The sequence below is a fragment of the Halomonas sp. DP1Y21-3 genome (assembly GCF_019801245.1).
Lineage (GTDB): Bacteria > Pseudomonadota > Gammaproteobacteria > Pseudomonadales > Halomonadaceae > Halomonas > Halomonas litopenaei.
The window spans coordinates 146,048-165,956 of the sequence record NZ_JAHVJM010000008.1 but is presented as its reverse complement, the minus strand read 5'-3'; the positions used below and the strand labels follow the sequence as shown (position 1 = coordinate 165,956).

The 19,909-nt window shown below is 65.2% G+C and carries 15 protein-coding genes; 8 read left to right on the top strand and 7 right to left on the bottom strand.

Annotation, left to right across the window (positions count from 1 at the left end; translation table 11 throughout):
* Positions 1–23: 23 nt before the first annotated feature.
* The 3 genes from KUV74_RS20140 to KUV74_RS20130 all read right to left on the bottom strand — a co-directional run bounded on the left by KUV74_RS20140 (position 24) and on the right by KUV74_RS20130 (position 3,855).
* Positions 24–1,514, bottom strand: a complete 1,491-nt coding sequence (locus KUV74_RS20140; RefSeq protein WP_222517199.1) for a CoA-acylating methylmalonate-semialdehyde dehydrogenase — start codon at positions 1,512–1,514, stop codon at positions 24–26.
* 92 nt (positions 1,515–1,606) lie between these two features.
* Positions 1,607–2,890 (bottom strand): M24 family metallopeptidase, encoded by a 1,284-nt coding sequence (locus KUV74_RS20135; protein ID WP_045991823.1) that lies wholly within the window; start codon positions 2,888–2,890, stop codon positions 1,607–1,609.
* Between the two features lie 86 nt (positions 2,891–2,976).
* Positions 2,977–3,855 carry a hypothetical protein gene (locus tag KUV74_RS20130; RefSeq protein ID WP_222517198.1) on the bottom strand — a complete coding sequence of 293 codons (879 nt, stop codon included), beginning with the start codon at positions 3,853–3,855 and terminating at the stop codon, positions 2,977–2,979.
* A gap of 105 nt (positions 3,856–3,960) precedes the next feature.
* Between KUV74_RS20130 and KUV74_RS20125 the strand changes: the two genes are divergently transcribed.
* The 7 genes from KUV74_RS20125 (at position 3,961) to uxuA (ending at position 10,962) form a co-directional block, all read left to right on the top strand.
* A complete protein-coding gene (locus tag KUV74_RS20125; protein ID WP_045991825.1) occupies positions 3,961–4,842 on the top strand; it encodes a LysR substrate-binding domain-containing protein in 882 nt (293 codons plus the stop codon).
* A 207-nt stretch (positions 4,843–5,049) separates the two neighbouring features.
* Complete coding sequence (locus KUV74_RS20120) at positions 5,050–5,274, top strand: hypothetical protein (protein ID WP_222517197.1); 225 nt, start codon at positions 5,050–5,052, stop codon at positions 5,272–5,274.
* Between the two features lie 377 nt (positions 5,275–5,651).
* Entirely contained in the window at positions 5,652–6,233 is a 582-nt protein-coding gene (locus KUV74_RS20115; RefSeq protein WP_045991826.1) for a manganese efflux pump MntP family protein, read from the top strand.
* A gap of 312 nt (positions 6,234–6,545) precedes the next feature.
* Positions 6,546–8,135, top strand: a complete 1,590-nt coding sequence (locus KUV74_RS20110; protein ID WP_222517196.1) for a hypothetical protein — start codon at positions 6,546–6,548, stop codon at positions 8,133–8,135.
* A 450-nt stretch (positions 8,136–8,585) separates the two neighbouring features.
* Positions 8,586–9,299, top strand: a complete 714-nt coding sequence (locus KUV74_RS20105; protein ID WP_222517195.1) for a GntR family transcriptional regulator — start codon at positions 8,586–8,588, stop codon at positions 9,297–9,299.
* Between the two features lie 87 nt (positions 9,300–9,386).
* The gene (locus KUV74_RS20100) at positions 9,387–9,761 is read left to right on the top strand and encodes a hypothetical protein (protein ID WP_222517194.1); all 375 of its coding nucleotides are present in this window, start codon (positions 9,387–9,389) and stop codon (positions 9,759–9,761) included.
* 25 nt (positions 9,762–9,786) lie between these two features.
* On the top strand, positions 9,787–10,962 hold the full coding sequence (gene uxuA, locus KUV74_RS20095) for a mannonate dehydratase (RefSeq protein WP_222517193.1): 1,176 nt from the start codon (positions 9,787–9,789) through the stop codon (positions 10,960–10,962).
* Between the two features lie 155 nt (positions 10,963–11,117).
* Here uxuA and KUV74_RS20090 read toward each other — a convergent pair whose 3' ends face one another.
* From KUV74_RS20090 to KUV74_RS20075, 4 genes are all read right to left on the bottom strand, one after another.
* Entirely contained in the window at positions 11,118–13,628 is a 2,511-nt protein-coding gene (locus tag KUV74_RS20090) for a CoA transferase (RefSeq protein WP_222517192.1), read from the bottom strand.
* Positions 13,629–13,795: 167 nt separating this feature from the next.
* Positions 13,796–15,358 carry a BCCT family transporter gene (locus KUV74_RS20085; RefSeq protein WP_045991835.1) on the bottom strand — a complete coding sequence of 521 codons (1,563 nt, stop codon included), beginning with the start codon at positions 15,356–15,358 and terminating at the stop codon, positions 13,796–13,798.
* A gap of 55 nt (positions 15,359–15,413) precedes the next feature.
* Positions 15,414–17,084: a GMC family oxidoreductase gene (locus KUV74_RS20080; RefSeq protein ID WP_222517191.1), complete on the bottom strand. Its 1,671-nt coding sequence runs from the start codon at positions 17,082–17,084 to the stop codon at positions 15,414–15,416.
* A gap of 23 nt (positions 17,085–17,107) precedes the next feature.
* A complete protein-coding gene (locus tag KUV74_RS20075; RefSeq protein ID WP_222517190.1) occupies positions 17,108–18,616 on the bottom strand; it encodes a CoA-acylating methylmalonate-semialdehyde dehydrogenase in 1,509 nt (502 codons plus the stop codon).
* A gap of 178 nt (positions 18,617–18,794) precedes the next feature.
* On the opposite strand from KUV74_RS20075, the gene KUV74_RS20070 reads away from it, so the two are divergent.
* Positions 18,795–19,709 carry a LysR family transcriptional regulator gene (locus tag KUV74_RS20070; protein WP_222517189.1) on the top strand — a complete coding sequence of 305 codons (915 nt, stop codon included), beginning with the start codon at positions 18,795–18,797 and terminating at the stop codon, positions 19,707–19,709.
* Positions 19,710–19,909 lie beyond the last annotated feature (200 nt).

The window sequence follows — 19,909 nt, the reverse complement described above, 5'->3', positions numbered from 1 at the left end:
ACGAGTCTGGCCTCGAGAGCGCGCTAGTTCGAGGGGAAGTTGAACTGCGCGCTTTCCCTGTCCTGGCTCCTCGGCCAGCGCTGGGAGATGGCCTTGCGCCGGGTGTAGAAGCGCACGGCGTCGGGGCCATAGGCATGCAGATCGCCGAACAGCGACTCCTTCCAGCCGCCGAAGCTGTGGAAGGCCACCGGTACAGGCAGAGGTACGTTGATGCCGACCATGCCGACCTCGATGGCGTCGGCGAAGCGACGCGCGGCCTCGCCATCCCGGGTGAACACGCAGGTGCCGTTGCCGTACTGGTGGGCGTTGATCAGCGCAATGGCCTCATCGAAGCTGGCGACACGCACGACGCACAGCACCGGCCCGAAGATCTCGTCGCGATAGACGCTCATCTCGGGCGTGACCCGGTCGAGCAGGCTCGCACCGAGGAAGTAGCCCGGTGACGACGCGACCAGCGGATGCTCGCGCCCATCCACCACCAGCTCGGCCCCGGCGTCGACGCCCTGCTGGAGATAGCCCGCCACCTTGTCACGGTGCCCGGCGTTGACCAGCGCGCCCATATCCAGGCCGCGCTCGGTGCCGGCACCGATCTTGAGTTCCCGGGCCTCCTGCGAAAGCCGTTCGACCAGGGCATCGGCGGTGTCATCGCCGACACACACCGCCACGCTGATCGCCATGCAGCGCTCACCGGCGCTGCCGTAGGCGGCCCCGATCAGGGTGCTGGCGGCGTTGTCCAGATCGGCATCGGGCAGTACCACGGCGTGGTTCTTGGCGCCACCGAGCGCCTGCACGCGCTTGCCGTTCTCGGCGCCACGCTGGTAGATCGCCTTGGCCACCGGGGTCGATCCGACGAAGGACACCGCCTTCACATCGGGCGCATCGATCAGCGCCTCGGCCACCTCACGGTCGCCGTGGACCACGCTGAACAGGCCGTCGGGCAGACCGGCTTCGGTGAGCAGCTCGGCCATCTTGAGCGCCGCCGACGGCACCTGCTCGGAGGGCTTGAGAATAAAGGCGTTGCCGCAGGCCAGCGCCATCGGATACATCCACAGCGGCACCATGGCCGGGAAGTTGAACGGCGTGATCCCGGCCACGATGCCCAGCGGCTGATGATTGGACCAGGTGTCGATGGCCGGCCCGGCGTTGTGGGAGTACTCGCCCTTGAGCAGCTCCGGCACGCCGCAGGCGTACTCGACGTTCTCGATACCGCGCTTGAGTTCGCCCATGGCATCTTCAAGCACCTTGCCGTGCTCTTCGCTGACCAGTGCGCAGATCTCGTCGGCGTCACGCTCGAGCAGCGCCTTGAAGCGGTACATCACCTGGGCGCGCTTGGCCGGCGGCGTGTCGCGCCAGGCCGGCTGGGCACGGCGGGCCGCCTCGATGGCACGCTCGACGGTAGCAGCGTCCCCCAGGGCGACACGACCGACCGGCTCGGCGGTGGCCGGGTTGATGACATCCAGGTGGCGCTGCGACGGCTGTGACTCACCGCCGATCCAATGATTCACGTCTTTCATCAAAACTCTCGATATGACTTGCTGAAAAGGCGTCAGCGCCGGGCGACCATCTCACATGGGCCCAGCGCACAATGACAGGGCAGCGTGACGCCTCAGAACTGGCGGTCGAGCAGCGCCTCGTCGAAGGGATAGCGGGACAGCTTTTCCACACCGCTGTCGGTGATCAGCACTTCTTCTTCCAGCTTGACCCCGTCGGCGGCCCCCACCTCGCCGATGTAGCTCTCCACGGACACCACCATGCCGGGTTCGAGAACGCCATCCTTGGAGAAGCGATCGAAGTCCATATGGTGAGCGACCAGCGGGGTTTCACCGTGCATGCCGACGCCGTGGATGATGGAGGGATAGCGACGGTCGAGGAAGCGCTCGGGGATCTTCCAGGCCTGCTCAGCGATCTCGCGATAGCTCATGCCCGGCTTCAAGATGCCCATGTTGTGGTGCACCTGGTCGTAGGCCATGCGATACAGCTCCTTCTGGTAGGCGCTGGGGCGATTCGGGCCGACGTGGAAGGTACGCGAGAAGTCCGAATAGTAGCCGTGACAACCGATGGTATCGGTGTCCAGCGCCACCAGCTCGCCCGGACGAATGACCCGGTCACTGGCCTCATTGAACCAGGGATTGGTGCGCGGGCCGGACGACAGCAGACGAGTCTCGATGAACTCGCCGCCCTGGCGGATGACGTTGCCGTACATGATCGCGAACAGCTCGTTCTCGGTGATGCCCGGCTTGATCGCCGCCTCGACCTCGGCCACCGCAGCCTCGCTGCCGGCCATGGACTGGGCCAGACAGGCGATCTCCTCGGGGGTCTTGATGCGCCGGCAGTGCAGGGTGTCCTGCATGCAGTCGAAGACCTCGAGGCCCTGGGCCTCGAGTGAGCGCGCCAGGTTGAGCGCACAGCGATCCAGCCCGATCTTGCGGTTGCCGCGTCCGTGCTCTTCGATCAGTTCGGCGATCTCCACACCGAAGGGGTCCGAAGAGAGGTTGTCGCGCTGGTTGACGGCGGACCACACCACCTTGGAGGTGCGCGATTCATCGATGGTCTCGAGCCAGGTAGAGACGTGGGCGCTGCCCGGGTACTCGAACAGGATCACCGGCCCTTCCAGGGGCACATAGATGTAGCGGGTCGAGTTGCGCAGGAAGTAGCCGAACATGTTGCGCGAACCGGTGGCATAGCGCTGGTTGTTGGGGTCGAACAGCACCATGGCGGCGTAGCCTTGCTCCGCCATCGTCGCGCGCAGCCGCGCCAGGCGCCCGGCGCGCAGCTGCCTGGGATCGAAGGCGGTGGGGATGCTGTCGCCGTTGGCCATCGGCGCAGAGGGCACGACCGGAATATGGTCCGGCTCGTTGTCGGTCAGGTTGTCGAAATCGACGATGCTCATGTCAGGGTCCTGTTCGAATATGGCGGGGTCGCAAGGGGCACAGGCCGAGCCTCTACGTGCTCGGCTTCGATGTCATCGGCGTGGGCTCAGTCGGCCAGCGAATCGCTGCGATTCATGCCTTCCTTCAACAGGGTCTCGTGAATCGGCGCCATGCGCCCGAAGATGCGCTGGGCACGCTCGGGGCGACCGATGAAGCCGGGTTCCTTGGCGTAGGCGAAGATCACGGTGTGACGCTCCTTCTGGCCTTCCACCGGCGTCACCCGGTGCAGCGAATAGCGGCCGAAGAACACCTGCAGGTCACCCGGTTGAAGGTCCAGCGCCTTGAGCCGCGAACGATCGCCGTCCAGCACCTGCTCGACCTCGTCGAAGTTCTCACCCTCGGGGCTGCGGATGCCCGGGGCATACTCGAACCGGCCACCGCCGTGGGACTGGCGGGTCATCATGGTGACGATGAACTCGTTGGTGTCGTAGTGCCAAGGATGCTGGCAGCCCTCTCTCAGCACGTTGACCACCAGGTCCGCCAATGGGTCGGCGTACTGATGAATCTCTTCCATGCCCACGACAGTGGCGATAAAGCGCTGGAAGTCCGGGTGCTGGTAGACCTGGCGAATGATGGTGTCGTCATCGATGCGATCACCGGCGACAAAGCCGTTGGTGCGATCGTCGAAGCGATTGAGCGGATGGCGGGCCGGGCGCTCGGGATCGCCGGCATTGTTGTAGGGGTTGGTCTCGGTCTGGTTGTAGTGCGCCTCGGGCGACAGCCGCTCGGTCTCGCGCTCCAGCCGCGCCAACGCCTCCTCGGGGACAAAGTTCTTGAGTACCACACAGCCATCGTCGGCCAGCTGTTCGTGACAGCGCTGGATCAGCGCCCGTCCGGACTCGCCGTCCAGGTCATGAATCGGGTAGTGCTCAAGGTCGATCAGACCGTCCAGCGAGGAAGTGGTGGGCGCATCGGTGGCCTGCATGAGGAACTCCTGCCTGTCTCAAGTGATGTTGGACAGGATAGAGAGCGCCTCTTCATAATAGAAATGAATGGTTGAGATATCACTTATTTCAAAGGCTCATCGATTATGGATACCGACCTGCTCCGCGCCTTCGTCACCGTGGCCGAGTGCCAGGGCTTCAGCGCCGCCGGCCGCGTGCTGCACCGCACCCAGTCCGCCGTCAGCCTGCAGATCAAGCGACTGGAGGACCAGATGCACAAGTCGCTGTTCGAGCGCACCAGCCGCAGCGTGCTGCTGACGTCCGACGGTGAACGGCTGCTGCCCTATGCGCGACACATGCTGACGCTGGAGGACGAGGCCAGGGCGGCACTCGGCGACCGCCAGCACGGCGAGAAGATTCGTATCGGCACCTCCGAGGAACAGGCCAGCGCCTACCTGCCGGAACTGCTGCCCCGCTTCGCCGAGGCCTATCCGCATACCCGCATCGAGGTCATCTGTGGCATCAGTGCCGACCTGGTGGACAGCTTCCAGCAGGGCCTGCTCGACGTGGTCCTGTCGATCCGCCACGGACCGACGCAATCGGGCCAGTTGCTCGGCTGGGAACCCATGGTGTGGGTCGCGGCAGAAGATGCCGATCCTACCCGTGGCAGCCGACTGCCCCTGGCACTGAACCCCGAAGGCTGCATCTTTCGCGCCCATGCCCTCGCCGCCCTGGGGCGTCAGGAACGCGCCTGGGAACTGCGTTACTCGAGCCAGTCCCCCACCGGCATCAACCTGCCGGTCCAGGCGGGGCTCGCGATCACCGTCAAGACACCCCGCAGCGTACCGGCGGGCTGTCGGATTCTCGGCGAGGAGCAGGGCCTGCCGGCGCTCGGCCAGGTGGAAATCGAGATGCACCGGCGCCCCGGACATGCGAGCGACGCCTTCAACACCTTCTGCCAACAGCTCGAGGAGGTCGTCACCCACAACGACGCAGTCGCCGTGCCCGAGTTTCAGGACCAGGCCTAAGCCTGGCTCGACCGCGTGTCGGTCGAATGCCTGAGTCGCAATATCATGATCGTGACGGATTAATGGTTTGATTACCTCGTCATTACAGGCGAACTACCCCCTGATCCCTATATCGCCACAAGGAGAGATACGCCACACTTCAATAACCAGGATTCTCCGATGGTCTCGCCTGCCCGGCGGTGCCCTTGTCCTGGTCCGGAGATGACAGTGACCACGCCATTTGACGACTCCCTCGAACCTCGGGCTTCCCAGTTTTCATCGGTTGGAATGGATGGAATGGAGCTCCTTGAACAGGAACTCGAACACCTCAGAGCTCGGCATCTAAAGCTTCGCGAAGAGGTCGCAGCCATTCGCCACTATGCCGGCGACAACCTGCCCGCCAAGGCCGGCCTCGTCATCGTAAAGATGCTGGAAGACGCCTTGAAATCCTGACCGTCTTCTCTTCCCGAGAACCAAAATTCTTGCCGCTGCCAATGCATCTTCTTGCTCGTTTATCGGGGAAAGGGCCTCGACGACCTTGCCGCTTTGTCGCGCCTCGGGATTACCCGCCAGCGGGCAATAGTGCGCCTCTGGCCTCTCCTTTTCTTGCCGCTGCCATAAGGTATAGTCACGGCTATATGTCTTTGTTTTGGCTTAAACTTGCAGCCTTGGTAAAGAGTTGCATCTGTCAGCCTGCGCGCTAATATCGCCATGCAAATTCGCTATCGTGTCCATAGCCAATGCCCGGAATATCGGTCGTAACGCTGCGCACGAGGCTCTTTCAGCGACATCACGTATTTTCAACAGGCAACCGCCGGATTCGCACCTTCATGACGCCCACTTCGACCCTGCTGCTCGCCTTCTCGCTATCTTCCGATGCCTTTGCCGCCTCGGTCAGCAAGGGTGCCTGCGTGCGTCGGCTGCGTTTCGTGGTGGCCCTGCAGACCGGCCTGCTGTTTGGTCTGGTGGAAGCCACGACGCCAATTATCGGCTGGCTGCTCGGCACCAGCGCCTATGACACCATTGCCCACTGGGATCACTGGATCATCTTCTTCCTGCTGCTCGCCCTGGGCGGCAAGATGATCCACAGTGGCCTCGCTCCCGCCCCCAAGGACTGCGCCAGCTGCGATTGCGGCACGACCAGCGATCGCACCCGCTGGTGGCTGATCATCGCCACCGCGATCACCACCAGCCTGGACGCCATGGCGGTGGGCGTAGGTCTGGCGTTCATGAACGCCAACATCTGGGTGACGGCACTGGCGATCGGTGGCGCCACCACCCTGATGGCGACCCTGGGCATGCTGCTGGGACGCCGGCTCGGCAAGACGGTGGGGCCGCGTGCCGAGATCCTCGGGGGGCTGGTCTTGATCGCCATCGGCGCCACCACTCTGTATCACCACCTGCTCGCCTGATCCTCTTGCCCGGTCGACCCTGTCGCGATCCCGGGCAGGTTAACTGCCAATGACTCGCTCCTAGCGCTCATCCATGCCGGCAACACGCCTGCTCTAGCAAAGTTCGTCCACGATCTCGCCCGTTTTGTCGATAGTCTGGTGCACTACTGCCGGTATCAGACGGCTGGACACCTCATGATCCTCAAGCCCAGCGCACAGGCGGCTCGATTGCCACGATGGATAGCGGTAACCGTTCTGGCCGTTCTGCTGACCGGCTGCGCTGAGCACTCCCCTTTCTCGCCAGCAGCATCCGCCACCAGACCAGCCACCGAGATGACGTCAGCCCCCCTTGCGGGTCACGGCTTCCAGTCGTCGGTACAGATCGTTCAGCGTGATCAGATTTCCGGCGACCGACAGCACCTTTCGGCCAGCCCGGCGCTGCCCAGCGCCTCCCGTTCCGCCGAGCTGGTGGCCGGGGGGATCGGACGGATGACCGCCAACCAGCTCACGACTCAAGGAACCGCCGTGGCCCGTGCTGTCGGTGCCAACGGATGGGCCAGCGCTACCGAGTCCGCCCTGGCAAGCACCGGGGCCTACCTTGAGGGACCACTGGGGGGATCTCTGGAAGCGGTTGAGGGTGTGCTCGACAGCGTCGCTGCTCTGCCGTTACTGCATCGCTTCGATGACCGGCTGCAGCGGGTGCTGTCACTGGACCGCTATCGACGTCGCCTGACCAGCACGCTGGGCATCGGACAGCAGGAACTCGATCTCGAGGAGCCATGGGGCGATCTTGAGCAGTCACTGACCACCCGAGTGGCTAGCGCTATCCAGCTCGGCCTGGAACCGATCCTGATCACCTCCGACTCCTTGCTGTGGCCAAGCCTGGCGGCGGACCTGATCGTCGCCGGAGGCGATGCGCTGTCAGACGTCAGCGCCACCACCGGCAACGCCCTGGTCGACGCCTCCGCCAGCGGGCTCAGTCGTGCCGGCCAGTGGGTCGCCCTGGCCGGTCAGGTGCTGGGCGGCAGGCGTGATGAGACCAGCCTGCAAGGGGTGGCGGCGCGCACGGCGCTGCGCCATGGCGGGATCAGCCACAGCGGCATTCCGCGGCTGGATGAGCAGGCCGTCGTCGGACTGGTCGAGAGTATCGGAAACGATGAGCGCAGCACGCTCACGGCAGCGACGGACCTGGGCCGAGGCAGCCTGAGTCAGATGCTGGCCACCGAGGCAGTGGGCCTGACCGGTGAGTTCGGCGTCATGGTCACACGTCCCGGCGACATGCTCGACAACCGGGTGACACTCGCCCTGGCCCCGGCCCAGCAACTGGGCGACATGTCGGCCAATCTGTCATCGCTGGTAGGCGACACTCGCACCACCCTCGAGGAGGTCGGACGGCTGGTCGATGCCGGCCAGGACCTGTCCGGGCGTTTGCAGGGTCTGGTGCTGGCGGACAGCCTGGACAGTGGTGTCACGACCCTTGGGCGCTTCGATCAGGGCCTCGACAGGACCGGCAACCGGCTGCTGCCCCTGGCCGACACCCTGGCAGACGGGCTGGCGCAGGCCGATACCCGCATCGAGACGCTGGCCGATCGCCTGGGAGGCACGCTTGACCCCGTCACCAGCGCCCAGCAGGACGGCGTCAACCGCCTGGCGGACGCCGTGGTCCAGGCGCCGATGTCCAGTCGCCCGTTAAGCGAACTGGGAGACGCCGTGGTCGCACTGGGCGACGGCATGCGCCTTGCGCCGATCGCCGCCGGGCTCGACTGGATGATGGTGGTGCCGGTACCCGGGCGCGAAGGCCCGCTCGCAGGCGACACACCTGCCGACTCGCCAACCGCCGGCACAGACACCGACCGCAGTCCCGGCCACCCCACCGTCGACGGCCACGCCCTCGCCGGCTCCCGCGCTGACCATATGCCCTGAGAAGCCGCGCCCCTTACAACATCATCACAGCGCCGCCGGCGTGCAAGGGTCACCCTTTCCACCAGGATAACCCCGGCTATCGAGGCGCTGCCTACTGCCGTGCTGCCTATGCCAAATCTCCCCAGGGCGAATGGGCCAGAGCGCTGGCCGGCGTCGGCGCCAGCGGCAGCTGGGTCGCCTGAAAGGCGTGATAGATGTCCGCCGAGCCGGCGTCGATGATCGTCCTTGCGCAACACACAGTCATCCGGTGCAGCGAAGTTGGCGGAGTGCGGCATGGCGCCCCCCGGGGTGACGATGATGGTGGCGAGGCGAGACCAAAGTGCTATACGCCCAGGCCGGACAGCACCCGACAGCTATGCTAGTATGACTACCATACAAGCCATACCAGACCGGAGCCCAAAGGCTCAACAGTACAAGAGCTAAAAAGCTCAACGAAAGGTAGGTGCCCCCATGCTGACCCCCGCAATCGCTGAACTCTGGGAACAGGATGCTACCGGAGGATCGGTGCGTCAGCGGCTCTACCGAGTCCTCAGACTCGCCATCATCCGAATGCAGTTCGCCCCCGGCCAGGCACTGTCCGAGAAAGAGATTTCCGACGCCTTCTCGGTCAGCCGCCAGCCGGTGCGCGAAGCCTTTATCCGCCTGTCCGAGGCAGGCCTGGTCGACGTTCGCCCACAACGCGGCACCTATGTCGTGGGCATCTCGCAGAAGTCGGTGCGCGAAGCGCGCTTCGTCAGGGAGGCAGTCGAAACCGCCGTCAGCGCCTCCGCCGCCAGGCAAGGGCTCGCCGACAAGGTGATCTACGAGCTGCGGGATCTGATCGAACGCCAGATTCGCTGCGCCCGCAGCGGCCAGTATGACCAGTTCTTCATCCTCGACGAAGACTTCCACCGCGTGCTCGCCCTTGGCGCCGGACACGAGACAGCCTGGCGCGTCATCGAAGAGGTCAAGGCACAGCTCGACCGGGTGCGCTACCTCAGCGTGCCTGACACCACGCCCTTCGAAAAGCTGGTCCAGCAGCACGCCGACATTGTCGATGCCATCGAACAGAGAGACGAAGACAAGGCCCGCCAAGCCATGCTGGTGCATCAAAGCGAGATCCTGATCTCCCTGCCCCAGATGGTGCAGCGCTTTTCGTCGATCTTCGAGGACACCAACGGCTGATAGTTATCTACCCGGCAAACGTCTCTCATGGGCAAGGGCCACCCGCCCCCTGCCCTGCGGCCATCACCGTTCCGCCCTGTGACAATATTGAGCACAACGGCAAACGCACCTGCAAGGCCATCGATCACCTTAATCGCCCCGCGCGCAGCGAGCGAACTGGCAGACTGGACCAGCGACCAGGTCGACTGCACCGCACTGGGGCTGGCCGCCTGGGTACGCTACACCTCCGGCGTCTCGCTCGACGGCCAGCCACATGAGGTGAGCGACCCGCTGGCATCGCGCTTCATCGAGCTGCATGAACGTCACGGCGAAGCCCCTGAAGCGCTGGTGGCGGCCTTTCTGGCCCAGCAAGACATCGTCCCTGCGGCCCTGGCGGCGCAGCAGGGATTTGCCGATGCTGTCACCGATGGCTACCGCCGACTGATCAATACCGGGCTTGCGGCGTCACTGAGCACCCTCTAGCCGGACCCGAGAAAAGGAGATTTCCATGCAACACACCTGGCGCTGGTTCGGCCCCAAGGACCCGATCCGACTCGAGGAGATTCGCCAGACCGGCGCGACCGGCATCGTCACCGCGCTGCACGAGGTGCCCAACGATGAGGTCTGGTCCCGGCAGGCCATCGCCGAGCGCAAGCAGATGATCGAGGACGCTGGCCTCGAATGGTCGGTGGTGGAAAGCGTGCCGGTGCACGAGGCGATCAAGAAAGGACTGCCGGAGCGCAACGCCCTGATCACCCGCTACTGCGACACCCTGCGCAACCTGGCGGCCTGCGGCATCGATACCGTGTGCTACAACTTCATGCCGGTGCTCGACTGGACCCGCACCGACCTGCGCTGGGCGATGCCGGACGGCGCCCTTGCGCTGCGCTTTGACCAGACAGCCTTCGCCGCCTTCGACCTGTACCTGCTCGCCAGACCAGGCGCCGAGAACGAGTACAGCGACGACGAGAAGACCGAAGCCAGGAGCTACCTCGATAGCCTGGACGCCGAAGCCCGCCAGTCACTGGTCGACACCCTGATCGCCGGCCTGCCCGGCGCCGAAGAGCACTACACCCTGGAGCGCTTTCGCGAGGTACTGGCCGGATACGCCGAGATCGACGCCGCGCGGCTGCGCGAGCACCTCGGCTACTTTCTGAAAGCGGTCATCCCGGTCGCCGAAGAACTCGGCATCAAGATGGCGATCCACCCCGATGACCCGCCCCGGCCGCTGCTCGGCCTGCCCCGGGTGGTCTCGACGGCGGCGGACGCCGAGTGGATCCTTGCGGCCGTCGACAGCCCCGCCAATGGCCTGACGCTGTGCACCGGGTCCTACGGCGTGCTCGCCGCCAATGACCTGGCCGCCATGGTTCAGCGCTTTGGTCCCAGCATCCACTTCGTGCATCTGCGCTCGACCCGGCGCGAGTCCCCCGACTCTCGCTCCTTCCACGAGGCGCCTCACCTGGACGGTGATGTCGACATGGTCGCGGTCATCAGCGCGCTGGTCGCCGAGGAACGCCGTCGCGAGCGCGAAGGCGGCCGACGCTTACCGCTACGCCCCGACCACGGCCACCACATTCTCGACGATCAGCACCGCGCCACCGCCCCGGGCTATCCGCTGTACGGCAGGCTGCGCGGTCTGGCCGAACTGCGTGGCGTCGAGACCGCGGTACGCCAGCTCACCTGACGCCCTGGCGTTCTACCAGCCGCTGCGCTGGCGACGCCCGTCGCAGCGGCTATGGCCCAGCGCAGCGGGAGTGGCCCTTCACAACGAAAACGACCAGGCGGGGAGGCGCACTCCCCGCCTGGTCGGCTCAGCGCCAAACCCTGCGCAGAGCACCCCTAGGTCGGCAGATACTCCTCGCTCCAACTCTCCGACACGACGCCTTCGGCGATCAACCGATCGATCTCCTCAGGGCTGTGTCCCAGCTCTTCGAGCACCTGACGGCTCGAGCTGCCGTACTTCTCCGACGGCGCCAGCGGATAGATGCGACCTCGCTTGGGACGGATGGCGTACGGATCGAGCTGCGTAATGACGTGACCGCTGGGGTGCTCGTCGTAGACGGTGAAGGAGTAGCTGCCACGATCGATGCCCGGGGTGTTGTCCCAGCGCCGCGAGTTGTAGGAGCGCAGGGCCTCGATGTTCTCGCACACCGCCGCGGCGATGCCCGCCTTCTGCAGCCGTTCCACCCAGTCGGTGGCCACCGCATTGATAAAGCGAGGTGCCAGATAGGCCGCCCGCTCCTCCGGCGGAACATCGACCACCCCTTCGATCCCCGGCACCTGGGCGAACTTGTGCAGGTCCCGCTCGTAGGCGCTGATCAGCACCACCCCGTCGGCGGTGAAATAGAAGCGTGACAGATCGTCGTAGCCGTTGAGTTCACGGCCCGAGGGCTCGTCGAACAGACCGCGCCGCTCGTAGTCGTAGCAGAACGGCATCTGGGCCAGGCCACTGAGCGCCGACAGCGAGGTCTTGACCCGGCTGACCCGGCGGGTACGCAGCTTCTGGTACAGGGCGGTGGCGACACCAAGAGAGGCACCGAAGCCGCACATCACGTCGATGGTGCCGACGTGGGCGTGCTCTTCTGGCGTGTCCATGCTGCCCCCGAAGCGCAGCATGATGCCGGTGGTGGCCTGCACCAGGTCGTCGTAGCCCAGGTAGTTGGTCCGAGGGCCCGGCTTGACCCCGCTGAAGCAGTCGAGCTGGCAGAAGATCGCCTCGGGATTGATGCGCTGCATTTCCGCCTCGGTCAGCCCCATCCGCTCCACCTGCCTGTCGGTGGCATTCCACACCACCACGTCGCTCTGGCGGATCAGCTCGTCGAGGATTTCACGCCCCCGAGGCACCTGGATATCGGTCAGCAAGGAGCGCTTGGAGCGCATATGCGACAGGCCGAAGATGACCGTGTTCCAGCAGTCGTAGAACGGCTTGGCGGGGTCCACCTTGATGATGTCGGCGCCGAAGCGTGCCAAAAAGGCCACCGAGTGGGGACCGGCGATGACGTTGCACAGATCCAGCACCTTGACGCCTTCGAGCCAACCGTCCTTGGCGTTGCGCGCGCGAACCCGGGGCAGCTTGGTCTCGATGCGATGCAGCACTGCCAGCGCCTGGTCGAACGACACCCAGCGGCGCGGCGTCGGGGTGAGCATCTCGTGGCCGCTGTCGTGCAGCCAGACCATCGGGCCGGGCTGGGTCATCAGGCCGAATTCGGGATCGTCCACTTCGATCATCAGCCCGGCGGTCTCGGCGTGGTCGTCGTGGATCCACTCCTGCAGCCAGCGCTGCGGCGCGCCGGGGAACTTGCCACGGCCGAAGATCTTCTCCCACTCCTTGGAGGTGCGGGTCAGGAACACCTCCTTCATGCGCGCGGCGATATGATCCGCCCAACGCTTGGGCAGCGGGTAGACGCCAAGCGACACGTCACTCTGCCACTGGCTGGTGGGCGCATAGGTGTCGGGCTCTTCCACCAGCCCTTCCTCCACCAGCTCGTCATAGAGACCGAGCACCTTGAGGCAACGCTTGGCGTGCTCCTTGTGACTCGGGCAGACCACGTAGAACATGCGCCCGTCCTTGCACTTGTAGCTGCGATAGAAGGGGTCGAGCAGCTCCTGCAGTTCGTCGTAGTCCAGGTTCATCGGCGCGCCTTCGATGCGGCGTCGCTCGATCTCCTTTTCGCGCTGGGTCTTGTAGCGCTCCGGCAGGCCCTCGATCTTGATCGAGTTGTAGCAGAGGCCTTCCATCAGGGCGCAGGCGATGGGCACTTCGATCTCATCGCCGAGGCCGGTGCGCTCACGCGCCTGCAGCGCCAGGGTGACGGCGGTGGCCGCCAGCATGGTGCCGTAGGCCGAGCCCAGCGGCAGCGGCGAGAAGGACGGATTGATGCCCATCAGCACCCGGTTGAGCCCCATGTCGGTAAACACCCCCGAGTGGGCGGCGATGACGCTCTCGAAGGCCCGCCAGTCACGGCGCAGCTCGTCGTTGGAGGCAAAGCCCGGCATCGACAGGGTGATCAGCTCCGGACGCTCTTCGCGCAGCGCGCTGAAGTCGATGCCCAGGCGCTGCATGACACCGGGCCGGAAGCTTTCAATCACGATATCGGCCTCCTCGATCAGCGCCAGCGCCTGCTCGAGGCCCTCTTCGGTCTTGAGGTCGATCGTCACGATCAGCTTGTTGCGCTGCAAGGTGGCGTTGGCCGGTGACTCCCACATGGGCCCCGTGGGCGGGTCCACGTGAATGACCGTGGCGCCCAGGTCGGCGAGGATCATCGCCACCGCAGGGCCGGCCATGTACTGACCGAAGTCGATGACCTTGACGTCCTTGAGCGGCAGTTGGGAATGAGGATTCGGTGACATCGGGGTCTTCCTGTAGAGCAAGGGTGGCAACGTGAGGAGGCCGAAGCCTCCTCGGTGACGTCAGTGTTTGCCGTCTTCGATAACCAGGTGGGGTTCAAGGACCTTCTTGGCGAAGTCCTGGCGCAGCCAGCGCGGCAACGTGAGGAGGCCGAAGCCTCCCCGGTGAATCAGTGTTTTCCGTCTTCGATAACCAGGTGGGGTTCAAGGACCTTCTTGGCGAAGTCCTGGCGCAGCCAGCGCACCAGTGACCATGCCAGGATCGCCAGCACGGGAATCATCGGCAGCGCCACCACGATGGTGGAGGTCTGCACCGGCTTGAGCCCGCCAAGCTGGATCAACGCTACCCCGACGCCGGCGATCAGAAACGCCCAGATCAGGCGGATCTTGCGCTGCGGTTCCTGATAGCCAGACAACTTGCGCGAGGTCACCGACGCCAGCACGTAGGCGGAGCTGTCCAGGGTCGTCGCCAGGAAGATGAAGCACAGCAGCACGAACAGGGTGGTAATCACACCGGACATCGGCAGGGTGCCGAGGATCGCCTCGACCGCAGCGGGGATGCCTTCGGCCGAAAGAATGGCCGCCACGTCCAGGGTGCCGGAGATCTGCAGGTCCAGCGCATAGCCGCCCCACACCGCGAAGAACACCCAGCAGCCCAAGGAACCGAACACCATTTCGGCGATGATCAGCTCACGGATGGTGCGACCGCGCGAGATGCGGGCGACGAACAGGCCCATCATCGGGGCGTAAGCGATCCACCAGGCCCAGTAGAACACCGTCCAGTCGCGCCAGAAGCTGGAGTCCCCCACCGGGTCGGTCCACATGCTCATGGGCACGAAGTTGGAGACCATCTTGCCGAGGCTGTTGACCCAGCCCTCCACCATGAACAGGGTGTCGCCCACCACCAGGGTGAACACCAGCAGTACCCCCGCCAGCAGCACGTTGATGTCCGACAGGATCTTGATGCCCTTGGCCAGGCCGAACCACACACTGGCGGAGAAGATGGCGGTCCAGATCAGCAGCACCGCGATATCCAGCATGAACGACGGTGACACCCCGAGCAGACCGCTCAGCAGCTGCGATACCAGCGGCACCGCCAGCCCCAGCGAGGTACCGACGCCACCGACGATGCCGAAGACCACCACCGCATCGAGAAGCGCGCCCCACCAGCCGTCGGCATGACGCCCCATCACCCCGCGGGCGGCCACGGACAGCCTGACGCCCGGGCGGTTATGGACGAACATGGAGTAGGCGATCGGGATAGCCGGCAGGCAATAGAAGGCCCAGGGCGTGAAGCCCCAGTGGAACTGACCGTAGGTCAAGGCCCACTCGGCTGCTTCCTGTGAGCTCGGCTCGACGCCGAAGGGAGGCCCGGTGAAATAGTAGATGGGTTCGACCCAGGCCCAGTTGACGATGGCGATGCCGATACCACCGGCAAAGATCATCGCCACCCAGCTGAAGTAGGAAAACTCCGGCTTGTCATCGGGGCCGCCGAGCCGCACGTTGCCGTAGCGACTGATGGCCAGACCCACCAGAAAGACCACCACGGCGATGCCGGCGAGCAGATACAGCCAGCCGAATCGCCCGGTGGCAAAGGCAAAGGCCGCATTGACCAGTGCGGCCCCCGACTCCGGGAACACGATGATGGGCAGGATCAGGCCTGCGATGACCAGCACGGCGGGCACGAAGACCCGCAGGTCGAGCCGATCGGAATGGGACTCTGGCGCGTTCATCAGGGATACCTTTATCGTTTGTTGTTGTGACGCTTGCTGCGCAGGACGCCGGCGCTCAGCCGGCGGCCTCGAGCATCCAGCCCGCCGCTCGCTCGGCGATCATCAAGGTCGGCGAGTTGGTATTGCCACTGGTGATGGTCGGCATGACGCCGGCGTCCGCCACCCGCAGTCCCTGGATTCCCCTCACCCGCAGGCGTGAGTCGACCACCGCCATGGGATCGTCGGCCTGCCCCATCCGGGTGGTTCCGACCGGGTGGAAGATGGTGGTGCCGATGTCACCGGCCAGTCGCCACAGCTCTTCATCGGTCTGGTACTGGACGCCGGGCTTGACCTCCTCCGGTTCGTACCTGGCGAACGCCTTCTGCTCGGCGATCCTGCGGGTGACGCGCAGCGAGTCCGCCGCCACCCGCCGGTCCTCGTCGGTGCTCAGGTAGTTGGGGGCGATGGACGGCGCCTGGGCCGGATCGGCGCTCTGAATCCTGACGCTGCCGCGACTGGTCGGATTCAGGTTGCAGACGCTGGCGGTGACCGCCGGATAGGGATGCAGCGGCTGGCCGAAGGCCTCCAGACTCAGGGGCTGGACGTGGTACTGGATGTTGGGGTGCTCATGCTCGTCGCTGCTGCGGGTGAAGATACCGAGCTGAGACGGCGCCATGCTCATCGGGCCTGTGCGCTTGAACACGTATTCCAGACCGATGCCGGCCTTGCCCCACAGGGTGCTGGCCATGGTGTTGAGGGTCTTGGCGCCCTTGACCTTGTACACCGAGCGTATCTGCAGATGGTCCTGCAGGTTCTCACCGACCCCCGGCAGTTCGTGGACGACGTCGATGCCGTGCTGCTTGAGCAGCTCACCAGGTCCGATGCCGGAGAGCTGCAGGATCTGGGGTGAGCCGATGGCGCCGGCGGACAGCACCACCTCACGGCGCGCCCTGGCCAGCTGGGTGGTGCCCTCGCGCTTGACCTCGACCCCTTCACAGCGCTTCTCGCCGTCGGGCTCGCCGCCGGCGACGATCAGCCGATTGACCTGGGTCGAGTGCCACAGCGTCAGGTTCGGCCGCTTGAGCGCCGGGCGCAGGAACGCCTTGGCGGTGTTCCAGCGCCAGCCGGAGCGCTGGTTGACCTCGAAGTAGTCGACGCCCTCGTTGCTGCCACGGTTGAAGTCCTTGGTCCGTGGAATACCCGCCTGGACCGCCGCCTCGGCGAAGTCGTCCAGCACCTCCCACTTGAGCCGCTGCTTCTCGATGCGCCACTCGCCGCCGTGACCGTGAAAGTCCCGGTGGGCGGCGTCGGCGTCGCCGCCCTCGTCCAGACGATAGTGATCCTCGTGCTGGATGAAGGCCGGCAGGCAGTGCTCCCAGCGCCACTGGTCGTCACCGGTGACCTCGGCCCAGTGGTTGTAGTCCCGGGCCTGGCCGCGCATGTAGATCATGCCGTTGATGCTCGAGCAGCCGCCGAGGGTCTTGCCACGCGGGTAAAGCAGCGAGCGCCCGTTGAGGCCCGCGTCCGGATCGGTGCGAAAGCGCCAGTCGGTGCGCGGGTTGTCGATGCAGTACAGGTAGCCCACCGGCACGTGGATCCAGTGGTAGTTGTCGCGACCACCGGCTTCGATCAGCAGCACCCGGTTGTTGGGGTCGGCGCTCAAGCGATTGGCCAGCAGGCACCCGGCGGTGCCTGCTCCGACCACGATGTAGTCAAACTCGCTGTCGTATTGTTGTGCGGTTGTCATCGCAGATCCCTCGATTCAGGGCGTTATTTGGCGGTCGGCATCACGAACTCCGCGCCCGCCTCGATGGAGTCGGACCAGCGCTGCATGATCGACTTCTGCTTGGTGTAGAAGCGCACGCCCTCTTCGCCGTAGGCGTGCATGTCGCCGAACAGCGAGCGCTTCCAGCCACCGAAGCCATGCCACGCCATGGGCACCGGAATCGGCACGTTGATGCCGACCATGCCCACCTGGATGCGACGGCCGAACTCGCGGGCCACCTTGCCGCTCTCAGTGAAGCAGCTGACACCGTTGCCGAACTCGTGGTCATTGATCAGCTCGATGGCGGTGGCCACATCCGGCACGCGCACGCAGGCCAGCACCGGGCCGAAGATCTCCTCGCGGTAGATCGTCATCTCCGGGGTGACGTGATCGAACAGGGTGCCGCCCATCCAGAAGCCCTCGCTGCAGCCTTCGCCGGTATTGCTGCTGTCGAAGCCACGGCCATCGACCACCAGTTCGGCCCCCTCCTCGACGCCCTTGTCGATGTAGCCGGTAATACGCTGATGGGCCTGGGCGGTGACGATCGGCCCCATCTCGGCGTCCAGCTGCATGCCGTCCTTGACCTTGAGGTTGCGTGCGCGCTCGGCGATCCGGGCCACCACGTCATCGGCCACGTCGCCGACCAGCACCGCCACACTGATGGCCATGCAACGCTCGCCGGCGGAGCCGTAGGCGGCACCGATCAGCGCGTCCACCGCCTTGTCGAGGTCGGCGTCGGGCATCACCACCATGTGGTTCTTGGCACCGCCGAGGGCTTGCACACGCTTGCCCAGCGCCGCGCCACGCTGGTAGATCAGGTTGGCGATGGGGGTGGAGCCGACGAAGGACAGCGCCTTGACGTCGGGGTGGTCGATCAGCGCGTCCACCGTTTCCTTGCCACCCTGGACCACGTTGAACACGCCGTCGGGCAGCCCGGCCTGCTTGAGCAGGTCCGCCATCATCAGCGAGGCGCTGGGATCGGTGGGGCTGGGCTTGAGGATGAAGCTGTTGCCGGCGGCGATGGCGACCGGGAACATCCACATCGGCACCATGGCCGGGAAGTTGAACGGGGTGATGCCGGCGACCACACCAAGCGGCTGACGCAGGGTCCAGTTGTCGATGCCGGTGCTGACCTGGTCGGTGAAATCGCCCTTGAGCAGCTGCGGGATACCGCAGGCAAACTCGACGATATCGATACCCCGTGCCACCTCGCCCTGGGCGTCGGTGAAGACCTTGCCATGCTCACGGGTGATCGCCTCGGCCAGGGCATCCTTGTTGGCGTTGAGCAATTCGAGAAAGCGGAACATCACCCGGGCGCGGCGGATGGGCGGGGTGTCGGCCCAGCTCGGGAAGGCCGCCTTGGCCACCTCTACCGCCTTGTCGATCTCGCTGGCGGAGGCCAGCGCCACGCGGCCACTGACCTGGCCGGTCGCCGGGTTGTAGACGTCCTGATGACCCAGGGAGGCGCTTTCGTCGATCTGGCCGCCGATGAAGTGAGGAATCGTCGAGGTCATGGGGTGCTCCTTTATAAGTGTTGTTTAAGTCATTCGAGCGTGGCCGTATGAGGAAAGGTGCCCAGCCTGCTCGTCTTGTCGCTGTACAGCCTATCTCTGCAGGTGATCTGAGCAATTGAGTTATTTGAAACCCAGATATAAAGTTCTCAAATAACGCACTCTGTTGAAGGAAGGCGCCATGCAGGACTACCCCACGCTGCGAGCATTCGTCACGGTGGCGCACCTCGGCAGCGTCTCCCGCGCCGCCGAGGCGCTGCATCTCACCCAGCCGGCGGTTAGCCTAAAGTTGAAGCAGCTGCAGGCAACGCTAGGACTGACGCTGTTCCACCGCCGCCCCCAGGGACTGGAGCTGACGGCCCACGGTCAGGCACTGCTGCCCACCGCCGAAAAGGCCCTGGAGAGCGCCCGGGTGTTCGATCTGATGGCCCGCTCGCTGCACTCGACGGTGCGTGGGCTGTTGAGGATTGGCACCATCATCGACCCCGAGTTCATCCGTCTGGGCAGCTTTCTCAAGGTGCTGGTCGAGCGCGCCCCGGAACTCGAGACCGAGCTGCACCACGGCATGAGCGGCTACGCCCTGTCGCGAGTGGAGCGCGGCGAGCTGGATGCAGGTTTCTATCTGGCGCCCCCCGGAACAGGCAGCACCCACGCCGACGGCGCCGGCGAACTTGCGTTTGTCGAGCTGACCCACTTTCGCTACTACGTGGTGGCGCCCTCCGGCTGGGAATCGCGGGTCGAGGACACCCGCTGGTCGACGCTGGCCACCCTGCCCTGGATCGTCACGCCCCCCGACTCGGTCCACCATCGCCTGCTCAAGCGCGCCATGCAGGACAGCGGCGAGACGCCCCGGCGGGTCGCCCAGGTCGACCAGGAGGCCTGCATGCTCGACCTGGTACGCGCCGGGGTGGGGTTGAGCCTGGCCCGGGACTCGCTGGCCTTGACCGAGCGCCAGCGCAGCGGCCTGACCATCGTCGAGGGGGTGACGCTGGACTGCGCCCTGTGCTTTGTATGGAAGAAGGAACGCACCCGCGAGCCGCCGCTGCAGGCCGCGCTTGCCACCCTGGAGAGCGTCTGGCCCAACCGCCCTGAGTAAGACTTGTAGGAAAAGTGCCTGCGCTCGGTGGCTTTTTGTACAAGACCCAGGACCTGAGTCAGCCCTGGGCAGACCCCGCTGATAGGCGCCCGAACCTGCTAATAGGCGCCCCAACCCGACAATTGGCGCCCGAACCCGCTGATAGGCGCCCGAACCCGCTTTGGCAGCAGCGCCAAATGCACCAGAGCTGCGCCTTTCTG